This window comes from Frankia sp. AgB1.9 (genome assembly GCF_016786355.1).
GTDB lineage: Bacteria > Actinomycetota > Actinomycetes > Frankiales > Frankiaceae > Pseudofrankia.
Genome location: NZ_JADWYX010000055.1, coordinates 1 through 17,280, shown reverse-complemented (window position 1 = coordinate 17,280; position 17,280 = coordinate 1). Strand labels below are relative to the sequence as shown.

Below are 17,280 nucleotides of genomic sequence, written 5' to 3'. Positions count from 1 at the left end.
CTTCGCGTCGCGGGCCCAGGCGGTCGGCGTCGACGGTCACGCGGCCGTTCCCCGGTGGTGACCCACCCGCGCCAGTAGCGGCCTTCCGCACCGTAGCAAGACCGGGCCCGGTGGCCGGGGGAATCCAGCCGAGCAGGCGGTGACGCCGGGCCGCGAGGTCGGCCGTGTACGCGACCCGGCCGTCCGGGAGGGGTCGGGCCCTGTCCTGTCATCCGGACCGGCGGGGATGGCAGGACAGGGCGGGGGGGCGAGGTGGTGGCGGTCAGGGGCTGGGGGCGACGGACGCTGAGGTCGCGCAGGCGTAGGTGATGGCGACCGTGCTCCCCTGGGCGGCGCGGGTGCCGCCGGCGGGGCTCTGGGTCGTCACGCTGCCGTAGCCGGCGGGGCAGTTCCACTGGCCGTTCAGCCAGACCGTGAGACCGGCAGCCTCAAGCGTCGTCTTCGCCGCGGGCGGGGTGGTTCCGACGACGTTGGGGACGTCGACGCAGTCGGCGGCGACCCGCAGGGTGATGGTCGCGGTCGGGGCGGCCCGGGTGCCCGCGGCTGGCTGCTGGGCGAGGACCTGGCCGGCCGGGATGTCCGTCGAGCGGCACACCGGCGTCTGGCTGACCGTGAAGCCGAGGGCCCGCAGCGTGAACGTCGCGTCGGTGCTGGTCGTGCCGACCGTGTTGGGCACCGTGGTGAGGGCCTGCGACGGGGGTGGCGTCGCTGCGGCTGGGACCGTCGTCTGCGGGCCCGGCTGGGTCGGCGCGACCGTGGGCGGCTGCGTTCCGATGGTCACGACGATCGCGGGTATGTCCGGCGGGCCGGTCGTCGCCAGGGTGGCGGCGGGCCGGCCGGCGAGGGGCTGGGTGACGTGGCTGACCGCGGGGCTGCTGCCGGTGAGCAGGACCGTCACGGTGATGACCGCGGCGACGGCGAACGCGGTGACGGTCACCGGGATCGCGACGGCGAGGCGGCGGCGGCGCCGGGCCGCCGGGGCGGCGGCCAGCGCCCTGGTCAGCAGCCTGTCGGGCGCGGTGGCGTGTACCTGGCCCGCCGCGGTGCGCAGCCAGTCGGCGGTGGCGCCCTCGGCGTCGTCGTCGCGGCGGTCCGTGGGGTGACGGGTGGGGTTCACGGGGTCTCCTTTCCGCGGGCGGCGCTGGTGAGGGGGACCCGGCCGGGTGGTGTGGTGGTGGTCGTCGGCGGGCCGAGGGCGGCGACGGTCGGGTCCGCGCGCAGTTTCGCGAGGCCCTTCGACGCCTGGCTTTTCACCGTGCCCGTCGAGCAGCGCAGCAGCGTGGCGACCTCGTCTTCCGGCATGTCCTCGCAGTAGCGCAGGATCACGACCGCCCGCTGGCGGGGTGGGAGTGCCGCGAGGGCCTTGGCCAGCTCGGCGCGGTCCTCGATGGCGGCGAGCTGCGCCGAGGCCTGCGCGTTCTCGGGTGGCCGCTCGACGAGGACGTGGTGGATGCGGCGGCGGCGGAACTGGCTCACGTTGGCGTTGACCATGACCCGCCGGGCGTAGGCGTCGGGCCGGGCGTGGCCGGACACCCGGCGCCAGACGACGTAGACGTGGGTCAGCGTCGTCTGGGTCAGGTCCTCGGCCTCCCCCGCGTCGCCGGTGAGCAGGTAGGCGAACCGCAGCAGCCCCGCGGTGCGCGGTTGGAAGTAGGCGACGAACCCGTCGTCGCCGTCCGCTGGTCCCATGTGACCTCCCTCCCTACAGACGCTGCCTCATCCGCCCGGGGTTGCCCGTCCTGGCCGGTTTGTGCGGACCGCCGGTGGGTGCGCTGGAGGCGGTGGCCCAGGCCGGAGTCCGCCTGGGTCCTGGTGGCGGGAATCCGGCGGTGTCCTAGATTTCGGCCATGACGGTGGTGGCGGCACGCGGCCCGGTCCCGCGGCTGGTGGCGGTGCTGGCGGTCGACGGGGTCGTCCCGTTCGACCTGGCGGTGCCGGTGGAGGTGTTCGGCCGGACGCGGCTCGCCGACGGGAGTGCGGCGTACCGGGTCGTCGTCTGCGCGGCCCGGCCGGGGGCCGACGTCGACGCGGGAGCCTTCACGCTGCGCGCCCGCCACGGGCTGGACCTGCTCGCCGAGGCGGACACGGTGGTCGTCCCCGGTACCGGCGACGTCGGCGCCCCGGTGGACCCGGCTGTCCTGGACGCGTTGCGCGCGGCGGCGGCCGGGGCGGACGGCCTGGGTGGGGCGCGGGTCGCGTCGATCTGCTCGGGGGCGTTCATCCTCGCCGCGGCGGGCCTGCTCGACGGCCTGCGGGCCACGACGCACTGGCTGGGGGCGGCGCAGCTCGCCGCCCGCTACCCGAGGGTCGACGTCGACCCGGACGTGCTGTTCGTCGACAACGGTGGCCGGGTGTTGACCTCGGCGGGCGCGGCGGCCGGGCTGGACCTGTGCCTGCACATGGTCCGGGCGGACTTCGGGTCGGCGGTCGCGGCCGACGCGGCCCGGCTGTCGGTGATGCCGCTGGAGCGGGCCGGTGGGCAGGCGCAGTTCATCGCGCACCAGCCGCCGGCGCCGGACGGGGTGTCGCTGGAGCCGCTGCTGCGCTGGCTCGCCGGCCATCTCGACGAGGAGCTGACCCTCATCGGGATGGCCCGGGAGGCGGCGCTGTCGACGCGGACCCTGTCGCGCCGGTTCCGGGAGCAGACCGGCACCACGCCGGCCCAGTGGTTGGCGCTCGCCCGGCTGCGGCGCGCCCAGCAGTTGCTGGAGTCGACGGACCATCCGGTCGAGTGGATCGCGGCCCGGGTTGGTTTCCGCTCCCCCGCGGCGTTCCGTGACCGGTTCCGCCGGCTGGTCGGGACCAGCCCGCAGGCCTACCGCCGTGCGTTCCGCTCCCCCGAGGCCGCCCGCGCGGCGTAGGCCGTCTCCGGTAGATCTCCAGGTCGGTCCAAAGCGCCGATTCACCCCTGTGAACGGGGTGCCCGCGCCCGCATCGGCCCGTTGGTGCTGGTGATCGTCGCTTCGGCCCTCGGGTGGGTGCGGAAATGGCCAGGCCACGACCATGGCAAGGCCAAATCGGCGATCAAGGAACGGTCGCAGGGCCCGACGGTCGCGGTCCGCTGCGCCAAGGGTGGCCACCACCCCCACAACCCAGATCACCACCAGTCTGGCACCGGGCCCGCCACTCAGACGCCGGTGGTCGAACCTGGTCGGACGATCATGATGACGACGACGGCGGCCCAGAGCAGGTTGAACATGCCGGTCGTCATCGCCAGGCGGCCTGCGAGCCGTGCGCCCACCCCGGGGTCGGCCGTGGTGGCGGGGTCCGGCACGGCCGGAACGCTTTCGGCCCGCGCGGCGACGGGCTGGCCGGTCAGAGTGGCGAGGGCCTGGCTCTGGCCGGGTAGCACGACGGCCGCGAGGAGCGCGGCCGCGGCGGCGGTGAGCACGATCGAGACGATGACCCAGGCCTGGCCGAAGACGTGCAGCGGGCCGGCGAGCGCCAGCCCGAAGAACGGCACCGCGAGGCCGACGAGCGCGTAGACCCGGCAGATCCGGTGCAGGGTCCGGGCCACCGTCAGCGGGGTGCTCTCCCCCGGGCTGTCCGCCGGATCGGCGGCGAGGCGCAGGTAGCGCGGGAACATGCTCGCCGCGACGGCGACCGGGCCGACGGTGAGGATCGCGGCGAGGACGTGCAGGCTGAGCAGGATCTTGTTCACGTGTCGGTCGCTCCGGCTTCCGTGGATGGTCGGGCCGAGTCCCGGGACCGGGGACGTCGGTGGGCCTCCGACCAGCACGAAGGCCGCGACCTGGACGCTATGCACCCGCTCGCCGCTCCGACCCTGGCTGAAATGCCAGATGTCGCCGGATTCACGCCACCACCCTGGGATCCGACTTCCCCCAGACCCGTTCGGGCGGGCGAAAATCCGGTGCGGAGGCGGGCGGAAGGCCGTAGCCTGCCGGTGTGACCTGGCGACATTGATCCAGAACTGGCAACTCGAGCGGTAGCGGCAAGCCGTGGTCGGCCCCGGAGCGGGTCCTGGCCCGACGGCTGTACGCGTACGCGTTTCTCGCCGACTGTGTGCCGTTCTACCCCGTGTACGCGTTGGTGTTCGCGGATGCTGGGGTGTCGCCGGCGGGCATCTCGGTGTTGTTCGCCCTGTGGTCGGCCGCGTCGTTCCTGGTGGAGATCCCGTCCGGGGTGTGGGCGGACGTGGTGTCCCGGCGGCTGCTGGTCATCCTCGCCCCGCTGCTGGAGGCGGCCGGCTACGCGCTCTGGGTCGTCTTCCCGGTGTTCTGGTCGTTCGCCGCCGGGTTCGTGTTGCTCGGGGCGGGCACGGCGCTGCGGTCCGGCACGCTGCAGGCTCTCGTCTACGCCGAGGTTGACCGGGTCGGCGCGGCCGGCGCCTATGCGCGGCTGTCGGGTCGCGCCCAGGCGTTCGGTGGCGCCGCCGAGCTGGTCGCCACCGCGCTGGCCGCCCCGCTGGTCTCCGCCGGCGGCTACCGGCTCGTCGGCGCGTGCAGCGTCCTGGCGCTGCTGGCCTGCGCGGCGGCCGGCCGGACGCTGCCCCGGACCCCCGTGCGCACGCGGTCAGGGCCGGCCGAGCCGGAGCGGGTCTCCTCGCGTGACCGTACAGCCGGGGCAGCATCGAGCGAGCCGACCCCGGACAACCAGGGCGCGGGTGGCGACGACCTGGGTCAGCTCGCGACGTTGCGCGCCGGCCTTGGGGCCGTGCGGCGGTCCGCGGTGCTCCGGCGGGTGCTGCTGCTAACCGCCACGCTGACCGGGGTCGCGGCCCTGGACGAGTACCTGCCACTGCTGGCCCGCGGGACCGGCGCCGGGCCGGGCCTGGTTCCGCTGCTGGTGCTGGCGGTGACCGCCGGGTCGACGATCGGCGGGCTGCTCGCCGGTCGGGGTGGCCGCTGGCTAGGCCCGGCGCTCGCGGTGGCGGCGGTCCTGCTCGCCGTGGGGGCGGGCACCGGCCTGCCGGTGGGGATCGTCGGCGTCGCCGCCGCGTTCGGGATCTTCTACTGGGCGCTCGCGCAGGCGGACGCCCGGCTGCAGGACAGCGTCGAGGACTCGGTCCGGGCGACGGTCAGCTCGATCTCCGGCGCCGCCATGGAAGCCGTCGCGATCCTGACGTTCGGCCTCTACGCCACCGGTTCGGCGTGGCTGTCGCCCCGCTGGCTGTTCGTCGCCGCCACGCTCCCCTGCCTCCTGCTCGCCGCCATCGCGAGACGACCTCCCACCGGACGGCCTGGGCCGGACCGCTGACCGGCGGCTTCCACGGTCCGGACCGAACCGCTGATCGCTCCTCTCCTGCCCACCGTCGCGCGGCGCCGGCCGGGCCCGCACCCGGCCGCCGACACCTTCGTACGTTGATCGCCGTTTCGGCCCTCGGGTGGTCGTGGAGACGGCCAGATCACGACCACGCCAGGGCCAAAACGGCGATCAACGGCCAGCACGAGAAGAGGAGAGGCGCCGCGCCCGGGACCGTCAGACCTCGGCGACCGCCTGGGCGAACTGGGCCTGGTAGAGGCGCGCGTAGGCGCCGTCGGCGGCGAGCAGCTCGTGGTGGGAGCCCTGCTCGACGATCGAGCCGTGCTCCATCACGAGGATCGTGTCGGCGTCGCGGATCGTCGAGAGCCGGTGGGCGATAACGAACGCGGTCCGCCCGGAGCGAAGCTGCGCCATGGCCCGCTGGATGAGGACCTCGGTGCGGGTGTCGACCGAGCTGGTCGCCTCGTCGAGGATCAGGATCTGCGGGTCGGCGAGGAACGCCCGCGCGATCGTGATCAGCTGGCGTTCGCCGCCGGACACGCCGGTGCCCTCGTCCTCGAGCACCGTGTCGTAGCCGTTCGGCAGCAGCCGGACGAACCGGTCGACGTGGGCGGCCTTCGCGGCCTCGACGACCTGCTCGCGGGTCGCCCCCTGCGCGCCGTAGGCGATGTTGTCCGCGATGGTGCCGCCGAACAGCCAGGTGTCCTGCAGCACCATCCCGGTCGTCGCCCGCAGCTCGTCGCGGGTCATCGTCGCGATGTCGACGCCGTCGAGGGTGATCCGCCCGCCGGTGGGCTCGTAGAACCGCATCAGCAGGTTGATCAGGGTGGTCTTCCCGGCGCCGGTCGGGCCGACGATCGCGACCGTGTCGCCGGGGTCGGCGACCAGGGACAGGTCCTCGATCAGCGGCTTGTCTGGCTCGTAGCGGAACGCGACGTGCTCGAAGGCGACCCGGCCGCGGGGCTCGCCGGGACGGGCCGGGACCTCGGGGTCGGGGCTCTGCTCGTCGGTGTCGAGCAGCTCGAACACCCGCTCGGCGGACGCCACGCCGGACTGGACCAGGTTCGCCATCGAGGCGACCTGGGTCAGCGGCTGGGAGAACTGCCGGGAGTACTGGATGAACGCCTGCACCGAGCCGATCGAGAGGTCCCCGGACGCGACCCGCAGCCCGCCGACGACCGCGACGAACACGAAGTTCAGGTTCCCGATGAACATCATCGCGGGCTGCATCAGCCCGGCGAGGGCCTGCGCGCGCCAGCTGGCCTCGTACAGCTTCTGGTTCTGCTCGGCGAACGTCGCCGCAGCCTCGTCCTGGCGGCCGAACAGCCGGACGAGGGAGTGCCCGGTGTACATCTCCTCGATGTGGGCGCCGAGCCGGCCGGTGGTGCGCCACTGGTTGACGAAGTGCGGCTGGGAGAGCTTCCCGACCCGGGCGGCGACGAGCATCGACAGCGGGACGGTAACCAGCGCGATCAGCGCGAGCAGCCAGGAGATCCAGAACATCATCGACAGCACGCCGATGATCAGCAGGATGGACTGGATGAGCTGTGAGAGGGACTGCTGGACGCTCTGGCCGAGGTTGTCGATGTCGTTGGTGACCCGGGAGAGGACCTCGCCGCGCTGGGCCCGGTCGAAGTACCGCAGCGGCAGCCGGGTGATCTTCGCCTGGACCTCGGCGCGCAGGTCGGACAGGATCCGCTGCAGCGCGGCGTTGATGAGCCGGGCCTGCAGGATGTTGCAGACGAGGGCGACCAGGTAGACGGCCAGGACGATCGCCAGCACCCGGCCGATCGCGTCGAAGTCCATCCCGTTGCCAGGGCGGACGTTCAGCGAGGACAGCAGGTCCGCCTGGGTGCTGTGCCCCTGGGCGCGCAGCTGGGCGACGGCCTGCGCCTTGCTGACCCCGGCGGGGATGTGCTTGGACAGCAGGCCGGTCAGGACGAGGTCGGTGGCGTGGCCGAGCAGCCGGGGGCCGGACACGTTGAGTGCGACGCCGAGGGCGGTGAGGACCACGGCGGGGATGACCAGGTGGCGTTGCGGGCTGAGCAGGCGCAGCAGCCGGCGGGTCGAGGACTTGAAGTCGGTGGGCTTCTCGACGTTGCCGCCCTGCATCATCATCCGGGCCATCGGCGGCCCGCCCACCGGTGCCCGCTGCGCCGGCGCGCCGCCCGGCCGGCCGTTCGGGCTGGTCATGCGGCCGCCTCCTGTTCGGTGAGCTGGGACAGCACGATCTCCCGGTAGGTCTCGTTGTCGGCCATCAGCTCGTGGTGGGTGCCGACGCCGACGATCTGGCCGGCGTCGAGAACGATGATCTGGTCGGCGTCGCGGATCGTCGCGACCCGCTGGGCGACGATCACCACGGTCGCGGCGGCGGTCTCCCGGGCCAGCGCCGCGCGCAGCGCCGCGTCGGTGGCGTAGTCCAGCGCCGAGAACGAGTCGTCGAACAGGTAGACCTCGGGGCGCCGCACCAGCGCGCGGGCGATCGCGAGGCGCTGGCGCTGCCCGCCGGAGACGTTCGTGCCGCCCTGGGAGATCGACGTCGCGAGCCCGTCGGGCATCGCCTCGACGAACCCCTTCGCCTGCGCGGTCTCCAGCGCGCGCCACAGCTCGTCGTCGGTGGCGTCCGGGTCGCCGTAGCGCAGGTTGGACGCGACCGTGCCGGAGAACAGGTACGGCTTCTGCGGCACGAGGGCGACGGTCTTCGCGAGCAGCGCCGGGTCGAGGTCACGGACGTCGACGCCGTCGACGAGCACCGTTCCCTCGGTGACGTCGGACAGCCGGGGGATCAGGGACATCAGCGTCGACTTGCCCACGCCGGTGGACCCGATGATCGCCGTGACCTGGCCGGGCCGGGCGGCGAGGCTGATGTCGCGCAGCACGGACGCCTCGGCGCCCGGGTAGCGGAACCCGACGCCGCGCAGCTCCAGCTCGCCGTGGCGGGCGAGCTCCGTGACCGGGTTCTCCGGCGCGAGCAGCGTCGTCTCGGTGTCGAGGACCTCACAGATCCGCTCGGCGCACACCGCGGCGCGCGGGATCATGGCGAACATGAAGGTCGCCATCATCACCGACATGAGGATCTGCATCAGGTAGGACAGGAAGGCGGTCAGCGCGCCGATCTGCATGCCGCCGGAGTCGATCCGGTGCGCGCCGAACCAGATCACCGCGATCGAGGAGATGTTCACCGCGGCGAACACCAGCGGGAACATCAGTGCCATCAGCCGGCCGTAGCGCACCGAGGTGTCGGTCAGCTCGGCGTTCGCGACGGCGAACCGGTCGCGTTCGTGGGTGTCGCGGACGAACGCGCGGATCACCCGCAGGCCGTGGAGCTGCTCGCGCAGCACCCGGTTGACCGTGTCGAGCCGTTCCTGCATCGCCCGGCCCAGCGGGTGCATCCGCCGGATGATCAGGCTGATGACGATGCCGAGGATCGGGACGACGGCGACCAGGAGCAGCGACAGCTTGGCGTCCTGGTTGATCGCCAGGATGATCCCGCCGATGCACATGAACGGCGCCGAGATCATCATCGTGCCGGACAGCAGGGCGAGCATCTGGACCTGCTGGACGTCGTTCGTCGCCCTGGTGATCAGCGACGGGGCGCCGAAGTGGCCGATCTCGCGGGCGGAGAACGACTGGACCCGGTTGAACACCGAGGCGCGGACGTCGCGGCCGAAGGCCATCGCAGTGCGGGCGCTGAAGAACGCGGCGCCGCAGGCGCACACGACCTGCCCGAAGGTGAGCGCGAGCATGATGCCGCCGATGGACACGATGTAGCCGGTGTCCCCCTCGACGACGCCGTGGTCGATCAGGTCGGCGTTCAGTGTCGGCAGGTAGAGCATGACGAAGGTGGCGGCCAGCTGGAGCACGACGAGCGCCGCGATCTGGCCGCGGTAGGGCCCGAGGTGGGCCCGCAGGACTCGGATCAGCATGCGGCGGTGATCCCTCTCGGCGTCGGCGCGGACGGCGGTAGCAAGGCTGCCATATGGCTGTGACAGGCCCGGACCGGACGGCGCCGGTCTCCGGGTGTCTCGCCGTCGGCGTATGGGGACACTACGAGCTCAACTCCACTTCAGGTCAACGCGTTTTCTGGGCCGGGCGCGGGGCTCAGCCGCTGGGCGGGCGTGGGTGTGGCGGGGTGAGCCGGGCGCGGGCCGCGGCGGGGTCGACCCCGAGGCGGGCGAGCAGCGCGGCGGCGGGGTCGGGTGGCTGTCGTTCGAGCAGGGCCGCCAGGACAAGCTCGGGGGTGGCGCGTCCGGCCGGGTCGTGCGGCGCGGCGCCGATCGAGCGGGCCAGCACGGCGCGGGCACCGGAGCTCAGCGCCGCCCGCAGCCGCGCGACCTGTTCGGGGCTCGGCGGGGGCCGGTCCGCGCCGAACAGCCGCCCGGCGGCGGGTTCCTCCTCCGGGGATCCCCACGGGTCGCCGGGGGCCAGGCACGGCCCGCCCGTGGGGACGGGGAGCCCGGGGCTCACGTCGATGCCGAGCACCGCGAGCGCCTCCCGGTCGAGCGCCGCCAGCGCGGCGCGGGCGTCGGCGAGGTCCACCGCCAGCGCGCGGGCCGCGGCGGTGTCCGGGTGGCGCAGCACCCCGAGCAGCAGATGCTCGGTGCCGATCCGGCGGTCGCCGCGCAGCCGGGCCTCGGCGACCGCCGAGCCGATCACCTCGCGGGCGCCGGGGCCGAACCGCGGTCGCATCCGCCCACCCTCCCCCTCCGTGTTCGACCCGGCCGCCGCTAGCCGGCGGACCGGCCGTGCTTGGCGTGCGCGGACTGGCGTGACACCCCGAGGGCGTCGCCGATCTGTTCCCACGACCAGCCGCGGTCGCGGGCGGCGACGACGGCGACCGCCTCGACCTGCTCGGCCAGCCGGTGCAGCGCGCCGACCGCGCGCAGTCCCAGCGCCGGGTCGCCGGCGCGGACCCGGTCCAGAAGGGCGTCAACGTTCACGGCTGTCAGTTTGAACTGACAGGCATCATACTGTCCACAGCGGCGGCCAGCTCGTTGCCGCCAGGTGAGAGGCGGGAGAACACTCCGACCATGGCCAGCGGACCCGTCCCGGCGCTCGACCCCGCCGGCCCCGAGTGGTCGCGCCCGCCCGGCGCGGACCCGGCCGGCGCCGCGCTTCCCGTGCCGTTGGAGCGCGACCCCGACGACGGTGAGCTGGCGGCGTGGCTGACCGGCCGGGTGACGGACTACGCCCGCGCGGCCCGGGCGGCGTCGACGTGGAAGGCCTACGACGCCGACCTGCGGCACTTCCGCGCCTGGTGCGCCGCGCAGCCGGGCGCGCCGGTCGCGGTGCCGGCGAGCGCCCTGACCGTCGCCGGCTACCTGACGGCGCTCGCCGACGACGGCTACAAGCCGTCGACGATCCGCCGCCGCCTCGCCGCGCTCTCGGTGGCCCACCAGCTCGCGAAGGCGCCGGTGAACCCGGCCGCGTCCGTCGAGGTCGCGACCGTGTGGGACGGCATCCGCCGGGTCCACGGGGTCCGCCCGGAGCGCAAGGCCGCCCTGGAGACGACGCTGCTCACCCGGGTCCTCGCGGCGCTCGACGAGCCGCCCGGCCTGGGGGCCGAGCCGGCGGGCCCGGCGGCGGCGCTCGCGGCCGTCCGGGACCGGGCGCTGCTTCTGGTGGGGTTCGCCGGCTGCCTGCGCCGCTCCGAGCTCGTCGGCCTGGACGTCGCCGACGTCGAGGTGACCGCCGACGGGCTGGTGCTGTCGGTCCGCTCGTCGAAGACCGACCAGCAGGGCGCCGGTGCGCTCGTCGGCGTCGCGTACGGCTCCTACCGGCCGACCTGCCCGGTGCGGTCCTGGCAGGCCTGGACGGCGGCGGCCCGCGTCGAGGACGGGCCGGCGTTCCGGGGCATCAACCGGCACGGCCAGGTCGGCGCCGGGCGGCTGCACGCCAGCTCGGTGGCCCGGATCGTGCAGCGCCGGGCGCGGGCGGCCGGGCTGGACCCGGCCGACTTCGCCGGCCACTCGCTGCGTTCGGGCTTCGCGACGGCGGCGGCCCGCGCCGGCGCCTCCGACCGGGCGATCATGCGGCAGGGCCGGTGGCGGTCGGCCGCGTCGCTGGACAGCTACGTCCGCGCCGGCCGGCTGTTCGACCGTGACAACCCGTCGAGCCAGGTCGGCCTGTAGCCGGCGGGCACGCAGGTGGGGCCGGCTGGGCCGGGCCGGTCCTGACGTGGCAGTCTCGACCTGTGACAACCCCCAGCGTGGCAGGCGGATCCCCGGACGGCGTCCGGTGGGATTTCACGGTGTCGTTCGTCGAGGCCGACCGCGGCTGGGCTGACTGGCTCGTCTGGCAGCTGCAGGACGCCGGTGTCCGGGCGATCGCCGAGCCGCCGCTGGCCCCGGCCGCCGGTGAGGACGCCGCCCCGGCGCTCGCCGCCGCGACCGGCCACGCCGAGCACGTGCTGGTCGTGCTGTCCGACGACTACCTGGCCGCGGTCGGCTCCGCGGCGGACACGCTGGACGACGCGGCCGCCGGACGGCTGGTCGCGGTCCGGGTCGCGGACTGCCGCCGGCCCGGCCGGTTCAGCCGGGTCGTGTCGTTCGACCTGTTCGGTCTGGAGCGGCCGGTCGCCCGCGAGTGGCTGCGCCGCCAGCTGGCCGTGCTGCGCACCGAGCCCGCCGCGGAGGCGTCAGCCCCGCCGGCCGCGACTCCCCCGCCGGCCGCGGTGCCCCCTGCGGCCGTCCCAGCTGTGGCCGCGGTCGTGCCCGCGCAGGCTGCCGAGGACGGTGTCGAGGTCCTCGCCGAGCTGGCCGGGTTCCCGTCTCCTGTGCGGGCCGTGGAGTTCCCGGCGAGCGGCGGGCTGCTCGTCACCGGCGCGCAGGACGGCAAGGTCCGCCTGTTCGACCTCGCGAAGCCCGCCCGGCCGACCACGATGGTCGAGATCGAGTACGGCGCCCGGTACAGCCAGGAGTGGGTCCGCGACCTCGCGACGAGCGCCGACGGCACGCGGCTCGCCGTCGTCGGCGACGCGATGCGGGTGGCGGTGTGGGACCTCGCCGACCCGGCGGCGCCCGAGCTGGTGTTCAGCGAGGTGGGGCACAAGCACTACATCCGGGCCGTGGCACTGAGCCCCGACGCGTCGATCATGGCCACTGGCGGGCAGGACAAGGCCGTCGCGCTGTGGAACACGCGGCGCTCGGGCCGCCAGAGCGTGCTCGCCCTGCTGACCGACCACCGCAAGGGCGTGCAGTCGGTCGCGTTCAGCCCGGACGGACGGCGGCTGGCGTCCGGCGGCGACGACAAGACCGTCATCCTCTGGGACGTCGCCGACCCCGAGCACCCGACCCGCACCGCCTCGATCGCCGCGCACCGCGACACGGTCCACGCCGTCCGGTTCGTCACGCCGACGCTGCTGGCGACCGCCGGCGCCGACCGGACCGCGCGGCTGTGGGACATCACGAGCCCCGCCCACCCGGAGCCCGTCGCCGAGCTGACCGGCCACCGCAAGGCCGTGACGGCGCTGGCGGTCAGCGCCGACGCGACCAGGGTCGCGACCGGAGCCGCCGACAGCACGGTCGCGCTGTGGGACATCACCACTCCGGGGCGCCCGAACCGCCTCGCCGCGCTGTCCAGCGGCTACGGCGCCGTCAACGACCTGGCGTTCTCCCGCGACGGGGCGCTGCTGGCCGCGGCCTGCGCCGGCAAGACCACCGTCCTGTGGAGCATCGGGGCCCGGCTCGCCTCGACCACCAGCTGACGGCCCTGCGTCTGAGGACCGGCCGGCGGCCCGCCGCCAGGCCGGGTCCGGCCGTGCCGGTGTGGCCGCGGGGGTGCCGGCGGCTCAGGTGTGGTGGGTGATCGGCTCGCCGCTGGGACCGTGGGTGGCGGCCTGGTGGTTGAGCACGCGGGTGAGCAGCCGGACGAACTCGGCCCGCTCGGCGGGTGACAGCGGGGCGAGCAGCCTGTCCTGCATCGCCTCGGCGATGACGTCGAACTCCGCGAGCCGCGCCTGGCCCGCGTCGGTGATCGCGATGATGTTGCGGCGGCGGTCGGCCGGGTCCTGGGTCCGCTCGACGTAGCCGGCCGCCGCGAGCTCGTTGACCATGGCGGCCACGTCGCTGCGGTCGAAGCCGCACCGCCGGCCGAGGCTCGCCTGGCTGGACGCGCCGAACTCGGCGAGCGAGGCCAGCAGCGCGTAGTGGTAGCGACGCCCGCCGGTACCCGCGAAGCCCTCGGCGGTCAGCCGGTGGGAGTGCGCCGCGGTCTTGTTCACCAGCCAGGTGGCCAGCCGGCTCAGCCGGGTCGGCCACATCGCCGAGTAGTTCTCGACGCCCGCCGGCGCCCAGTCGGGCTCGCCGGGATCGGCGCATGCCCCGGCCACCAGGTCCGGGCCACCGTCCGGGCTCGGTGTCACGTTCCGCCTGCGATTCACGCTCCGGAGTCTAACAATTTCGTTGGCAGGACCCACGAATCTTGTTACTGTTGGCGCCACCAACGTTGGCTTGTCCAATGATTCTGGTGTGGCCTGGGCGTTCCGCCGGGCCGGACCGTGGCCCCGGTGCCGCCCCGCGCGGCGCCAGGCGGGAGAGACACACCCATGACGACAGACAGCCCAGGTCCCGCCGACGGCCTGCTCGCGGTCGCCCCGGCGGCCGCGAGCGACGCGCCGGTGCCCGGCGGCGCCGAGAGCCGGCGCTGGCGGGCGTTGGCCGCGGCGGCGCTCGGCCAGCTGATGGTCGCCGCCGACCTCACGATCATGAACATCGCGTTGCCGTCGGCGCAGCGCGACCTGCACATGTCCGACCCGACCCGCCAGTGGGTGCTGACGACGTTCGCGCTCGGCTACGGCGGCTTCCTGCTGCTGGGTGGCCGGGTCGGCGAGCTGCTCGGCCGCCGCCGCGCGCTGCTCATCGGACTGGCCGGTTTCGCGGCCGCGTCGGCACTGGGCGGCGCGGCCGTCGACACCGGCATGCTGCTGGCCGCCCGCGGCCTGCAGGGCATGTTCGGGGCGCTGTTCACCCCGGCGGCGCTCGCGCTCCTGGGCACGACGTTCACGGTCCCGGCCGAGCGGGCCCGCGCGTTCGCGATCTTCGGGACGGTGATGGGGTCCAGCTCGGGGATCGGCCTGATCCTCGGCGGAGTGCTCACCGGGTACCTGTCCTGGCGCTACAGCATGTACATCGCGGTCCCGCTGGCCCTCGTCGCGGCCGCCGTGACCGTCAGCGCGGTGCCCCGCCACACGCCCGCCCCCGCCGCCGGCGCCCCCGGCCCCGGTGCCGTGGCGCCGGGCCGAGGCCGCGTCGACATCGCCGGGGCGCTGCTCGCGACGGTCGGGCTGATGGCGCTGGTGTTCGGGTTCTCCCGGGCCCAGACCGACGGGTGGGGCTCGGCGGGGACGGTCGCGGCGCTCGTCGCCGGGGCCGTGCTGCTCGCCGCGTTCGTGCTGGTCGAGGCGCGGGTCCCGAGCCCGCTGCTGCCGCTGCGCGTGGTGCTGCACCGAGGCCGCGGCGGCTCCTACCTCGCGACGCTCGCGATCGGTGTCGCCGTCTTCGCCGGGTTCTTCTTCCTCACCTACTACCTGCAGGAGGTGCTCGGCTACTCGCCGACCCGCACCGGGGTGGCGTTCCTCCCGCTGACCGCGGGCCTCGTCACCGGGGCGCGCATCGTCGGCCGGCTGATCGTGCGGGTGGCGATCCGCAACCTGCTCGTCACCGGGCTCGTGTCGGCGGCCGCGGCGCTGACACTGATCGGCCTGCTGCGGCCGGACAGCTCCTACTGGGCGGGGGCGCTGCCCGCGCTGGTCGTGCTGGGCTTCGGCATGGGCTGGGTCATGATGCCGGCGAACAGCATCGCGACCCTGGGCGCCGGCCGTGACGCGGGCGTCGCCGGCGGCGCGGTGATGACGTTCCAGCAGATCGGCGCGTCGCTGGGCCTGGCGCTGCTCGGCACGATCGCGGGCACCGCGACGACCGGCTACCTCGGCTCGCACCACGCCGCGACGGGCGGGCCGCGGGCGCTGGCGCAGGCGGCGGTCGTACACGGGTTCAACGTCGCGAGCTTCGCCGGCGCCGGTTTCCTCGCCGCCGCGGCGGTCGTCGTCTACCTGGTCGTCGGCCCGCACGGCTCGACGGCCACCGGCGGCGCCCCCGCGCCGGCCGGCCCGGCCGCGGTCCCCACGCAGCCCGCGGCCCAGGGGGAGACGACCCGAGACCCGGCCGCCCTGCCCGGCAGCCCCGTCGCCCTCTCCCGGCCCAGCCCGCCACCGCGCCTGAGCCCGGCCGTCGCCCCGGCGGCGGGCCGGCTGCCGCCGGGGGCGTCTGTCGGGTGACCGTCGCTGTCGTCGCAGCGACATCTCCCCCGCCCCGATCACCGTCAAGATTGCCTCGAAGCCGAGGGCTTTCGCGACGGGCTGTCCCGAACCGGTAGGGGACCCGACGGACCCGCGCGGGTCGCGCCCAGTCGTGCGATGATCGCGCGGCCCCGTGCGCGGCGACCGGGACGACGGCGGAGGAAGCGTGGCACCACACCAGGAGAGAACGGGCCAGCTGGTCGACGAGACCCCACGCCCGGTACACGACGAACAGCGGCCGGCGCTGGTGCCGGCACCTCGAATACCACCGGAGCCGGTGCTCCGGGACGCGGGGGGCGACCAGCCGCTGGCCGGCCGGACAGTGGTCGTCACCGGCGCGAGCGCCGGCATCGGCGCCGAGGCGGTCCGTCAGCTGGCGACGCTCGGGGCTCGGATCATCGCCCTGGGCCGGTCGCCGTCGAAGACGGCCGCGGTCGCCGCGGAGACCGGCGCGACCCCGGTCGTCGCCGACTTCGCCCGGCTCTCCGACGTCCGGGACGCCGCCGCCGAGGTGGCCGCCCTGTGCCCACGGATCGACGTGCTGGTCAACAACGCCGGCGGGCTGTTCCCGCACCGGGTGGTGACCGAGGACGGCAACGAGCTGACGTTCCAGGTGAACCATCTCGCTCCGTTCCTGCTCACGAGCCTGCTGCTGCCCCGACTGCGGGAGACGCCCGGCTCCCGGGTGATCGTGACGAGCAGCTTCATGAACCTGGAGGGCCGCATCGACCTGACGGGTCTGGAGACCGATCCGGGCTGTGTGGACCGGCGTTACCGGCCCTTCGTCGCCTATTCGACGAGCAAGCTGGCGAACATCCTTTTCGTCAAGGAGCTCGCCCGCCGCGGGTACCCGGACGGTCCGACCGCGACCGCCGTGCACCCGGGGGTGGTGCTCAGCAGCTTCGGGCGGGACAGCTGGTTCGTGCGGACGTTCTACCGGCGGCCGTTGAAGGTCTTCGGCGCCAGGTCCTCGGCCAGCGGCGCGATGCCCCTGGTCGACCTGGCGACGCGCACCAACCCGCAGGCCCTCAACGGCACGTTCCGGATGCGGTTCCACCAGGGCGACCGGTTGTTCACCGCCCGCCAGGCCAACGACCCCGGGCTGGCCCGCGGGCTGTGGGACTACTCCCTCGAACGGGTCGGCCTGCCCGGCTGAGCGGTCACGGGCTGGGCGCCGACGATGGCGGTCGCGACGCTGAACCGGCCTGTGAGCACGTGGATGCCGCCACGGCGGCGCAGCAGCCGGCCGGTCGCGACGACCGGAGTCCGGGTCCGGTAGGCGTGGATCGCGTCGTCGTACTCGGGTCCGGACACCGCGACCTGCACGGTGCGCGGGGTGGACCGCCCGACGACCCCGTGAATCGTCGCGACCCCGCCGTCGCCGCCGTCGCCACGGTCAAGCCGGGTGACCTGGCCGTAGACGGCGGTCGGGTGGCGTGGCTCGGGCAGGGCGGCGAGCTCGTCGCGCAGCCGCAGCAGCGCGTCGGCGTCGAGGCGGTGCAGGGCGGCCCGGACGACGGCCGGGGTGTCGAGCCCGGCGCGCTGCGCCCAGTAGAAGGAGAACTCCAGCGTCCGGACCCGCGGCGCGGTCACCATCGCGAGCAGCGCGTCGCACAGGTCGGCGCTCACCCCGCGCGCGACCAGCGGGCGCAGCGCCTCCGCCCGCCTCCCCGCCGCCTCCGGAGCCGTGGCCGGGGCCGGCGCCGGGGGGGGGGGGGGGGGGGGGGGGGGGGGGCCCCCCGCCCGCGGGTGGCCCGCCG

At 74.8% G+C, this 17,280-nt stretch carries 14 protein-coding genes and 1 pseudogene; 6 read left to right on the top strand and 9 right to left on the bottom strand.

Annotation, left to right across the window (positions count from 1 at the left end):
* Window positions 1-262: 262 nt before the first annotated feature.
* Both I6A60_RS42885 and I6A60_RS22030 read right to left on the bottom strand, forming a co-directional pair.
* Window positions 263-1,117, bottom strand: a complete 855-nt coding sequence (locus I6A60_RS42885) for a PASTA domain-containing protein (RefSeq protein WP_203024397.1) — start codon at window positions 1,115-1,117, stop codon at window positions 263-265.
* Window positions 1,114-1,689 (bottom strand): SigE family RNA polymerase sigma factor, encoded by a 576-nt coding sequence (locus I6A60_RS22030; protein WP_203024398.1) that lies wholly within the window; start codon window positions 1,687-1,689, stop codon window positions 1,114-1,116. Before I6A60_RS22030 ends, I6A60_RS42885 begins: the two co-directional genes overlap by 4 nt.
* Window positions 1,690-1,847: 158 nt before the next feature.
* On the opposite strand from I6A60_RS22030, the gene I6A60_RS22025 reads away from it, so the two are divergent.
* Complete coding sequence (locus I6A60_RS22025) at window positions 1,848-2,861, top strand: GlxA family transcriptional regulator (RefSeq protein ID WP_203024399.1); 1,014 nt, start codon at window positions 1,848-1,850, stop codon at window positions 2,859-2,861.
* 266 nt (window positions 2,862-3,127) lie between these two features.
* Here the strand turns inward: I6A60_RS22025 and I6A60_RS22020 are convergent, their stop codons facing one another.
* On the bottom strand, window positions 3,128-3,661 hold the full coding sequence (locus I6A60_RS22020; protein WP_203024405.1) for a hypothetical protein: 534 nt from the start codon (window positions 3,659-3,661) through the stop codon (window positions 3,128-3,130).
* 362 nt (window positions 3,662-4,023) lie between these two features.
* Between I6A60_RS22020 and I6A60_RS22015 the strand changes: the two genes are divergently transcribed.
* Window positions 4,024-5,217 (top strand): MFS transporter, encoded by a 1,194-nt coding sequence (locus I6A60_RS22015; RefSeq protein ID WP_307873806.1) that lies wholly within the window; start codon window positions 4,024-4,026, stop codon window positions 5,215-5,217.
* A 222-nt stretch (window positions 5,218-5,439) separates the two neighbouring features.
* Here I6A60_RS22015 and I6A60_RS22010 read toward each other — a convergent pair whose 3' ends face one another.
* The 4 genes from I6A60_RS22010 to I6A60_RS21995 all read right to left on the bottom strand — a co-directional run bounded on the left by I6A60_RS22010 (window position 5,440) and on the right by I6A60_RS21995 (window position 10,163).
* Window positions 5,440-7,416: an ABC transporter ATP-binding protein gene (locus I6A60_RS22010; RefSeq protein WP_203024400.1), complete on the bottom strand. Its 1,977-nt coding sequence runs from the start codon at window positions 7,414-7,416 to the stop codon at window positions 5,440-5,442.
* Entirely contained in the window at window positions 7,413-9,149 is a 1,737-nt protein-coding gene (locus I6A60_RS22005) for an ABC transporter ATP-binding protein (RefSeq protein WP_203024401.1), read from the bottom strand. The genes I6A60_RS22010 and I6A60_RS22005 overlap by 4 nt, the downstream gene beginning before the upstream one ends.
* A 175-nt stretch (window positions 9,150-9,324) precedes the next feature.
* Window positions 9,325-9,912, bottom strand: a complete 588-nt coding sequence (locus I6A60_RS22000) for a Clp protease N-terminal domain-containing protein (protein ID WP_203024402.1) — start codon at window positions 9,910-9,912, stop codon at window positions 9,325-9,327.
* Between the two features lie 38 nt (window positions 9,913-9,950).
* Window positions 9,951-10,163 (bottom strand): helix-turn-helix domain-containing protein, encoded by a 213-nt coding sequence (locus I6A60_RS21995; protein ID WP_203024403.1) that lies wholly within the window; start codon window positions 10,161-10,163, stop codon window positions 9,951-9,953.
* A gap of 90 nt (window positions 10,164-10,253) precedes the next feature.
* Between I6A60_RS21995 and I6A60_RS21990 the strand changes: the two genes are divergently transcribed.
* Together I6A60_RS21990 and I6A60_RS21985 are read left to right on the top strand one after the other, a co-directional pair.
* Window positions 10,254-11,354 carry a tyrosine-type recombinase/integrase gene (locus tag I6A60_RS21990; protein WP_203024404.1) on the top strand — a complete coding sequence of 367 codons (1,101 nt, stop codon included), beginning with the start codon at window positions 10,254-10,256 and terminating at the stop codon, window positions 11,352-11,354.
* A 77-nt stretch (window positions 11,355-11,431) separates the two neighbouring features.
* Window positions 11,432-12,928 (top strand): TIR domain-containing protein, encoded by a 1,497-nt coding sequence (locus I6A60_RS21985; RefSeq protein ID WP_307873805.1) that lies wholly within the window; start codon window positions 11,432-11,434, stop codon window positions 12,926-12,928.
* 84 nt (window positions 12,929-13,012) lie between these two features.
* Here the strand turns inward: I6A60_RS21985 and I6A60_RS21980 are convergent, their stop codons facing one another.
* The gene (locus tag I6A60_RS21980) at window positions 13,013-13,603 is read right to left on the bottom strand and encodes a MarR family winged helix-turn-helix transcriptional regulator (protein WP_307873804.1); all 591 of its coding nucleotides are present in this window, start codon (window positions 13,601-13,603) and stop codon (window positions 13,013-13,015) included.
* Between the two features lie 165 nt (window positions 13,604-13,768).
* Here I6A60_RS21980 and I6A60_RS21975 point away from each other — a divergent pair, with 165 nt between their 5' ends.
* Window positions 13,769-15,499 (top strand): MFS transporter, encoded by a 1,731-nt coding sequence (locus I6A60_RS21975; RefSeq protein WP_238435960.1) that lies wholly within the window; start codon window positions 13,769-13,771, stop codon window positions 15,497-15,499.
* Window positions 15,500-15,686: 187 nt separating this feature from the next.
* Window positions 15,687-16,676: an SDR family NAD(P)-dependent oxidoreductase gene (locus I6A60_RS21970; RefSeq protein ID WP_203012500.1), complete on the top strand. Its 990-nt coding sequence runs from the start codon at window positions 15,687-15,689 to the stop codon at window positions 16,674-16,676.
* Here the strand turns inward: I6A60_RS21970 and I6A60_RS21965 are convergent.
* A pseudogene (locus I6A60_RS21965) lies at window positions 16,643-17,280 on the bottom strand (hypothetical protein); the annotation flags it as partial. The gene I6A60_RS21970 and the pseudogene I6A60_RS21965 overlap by 34 nt on opposite strands.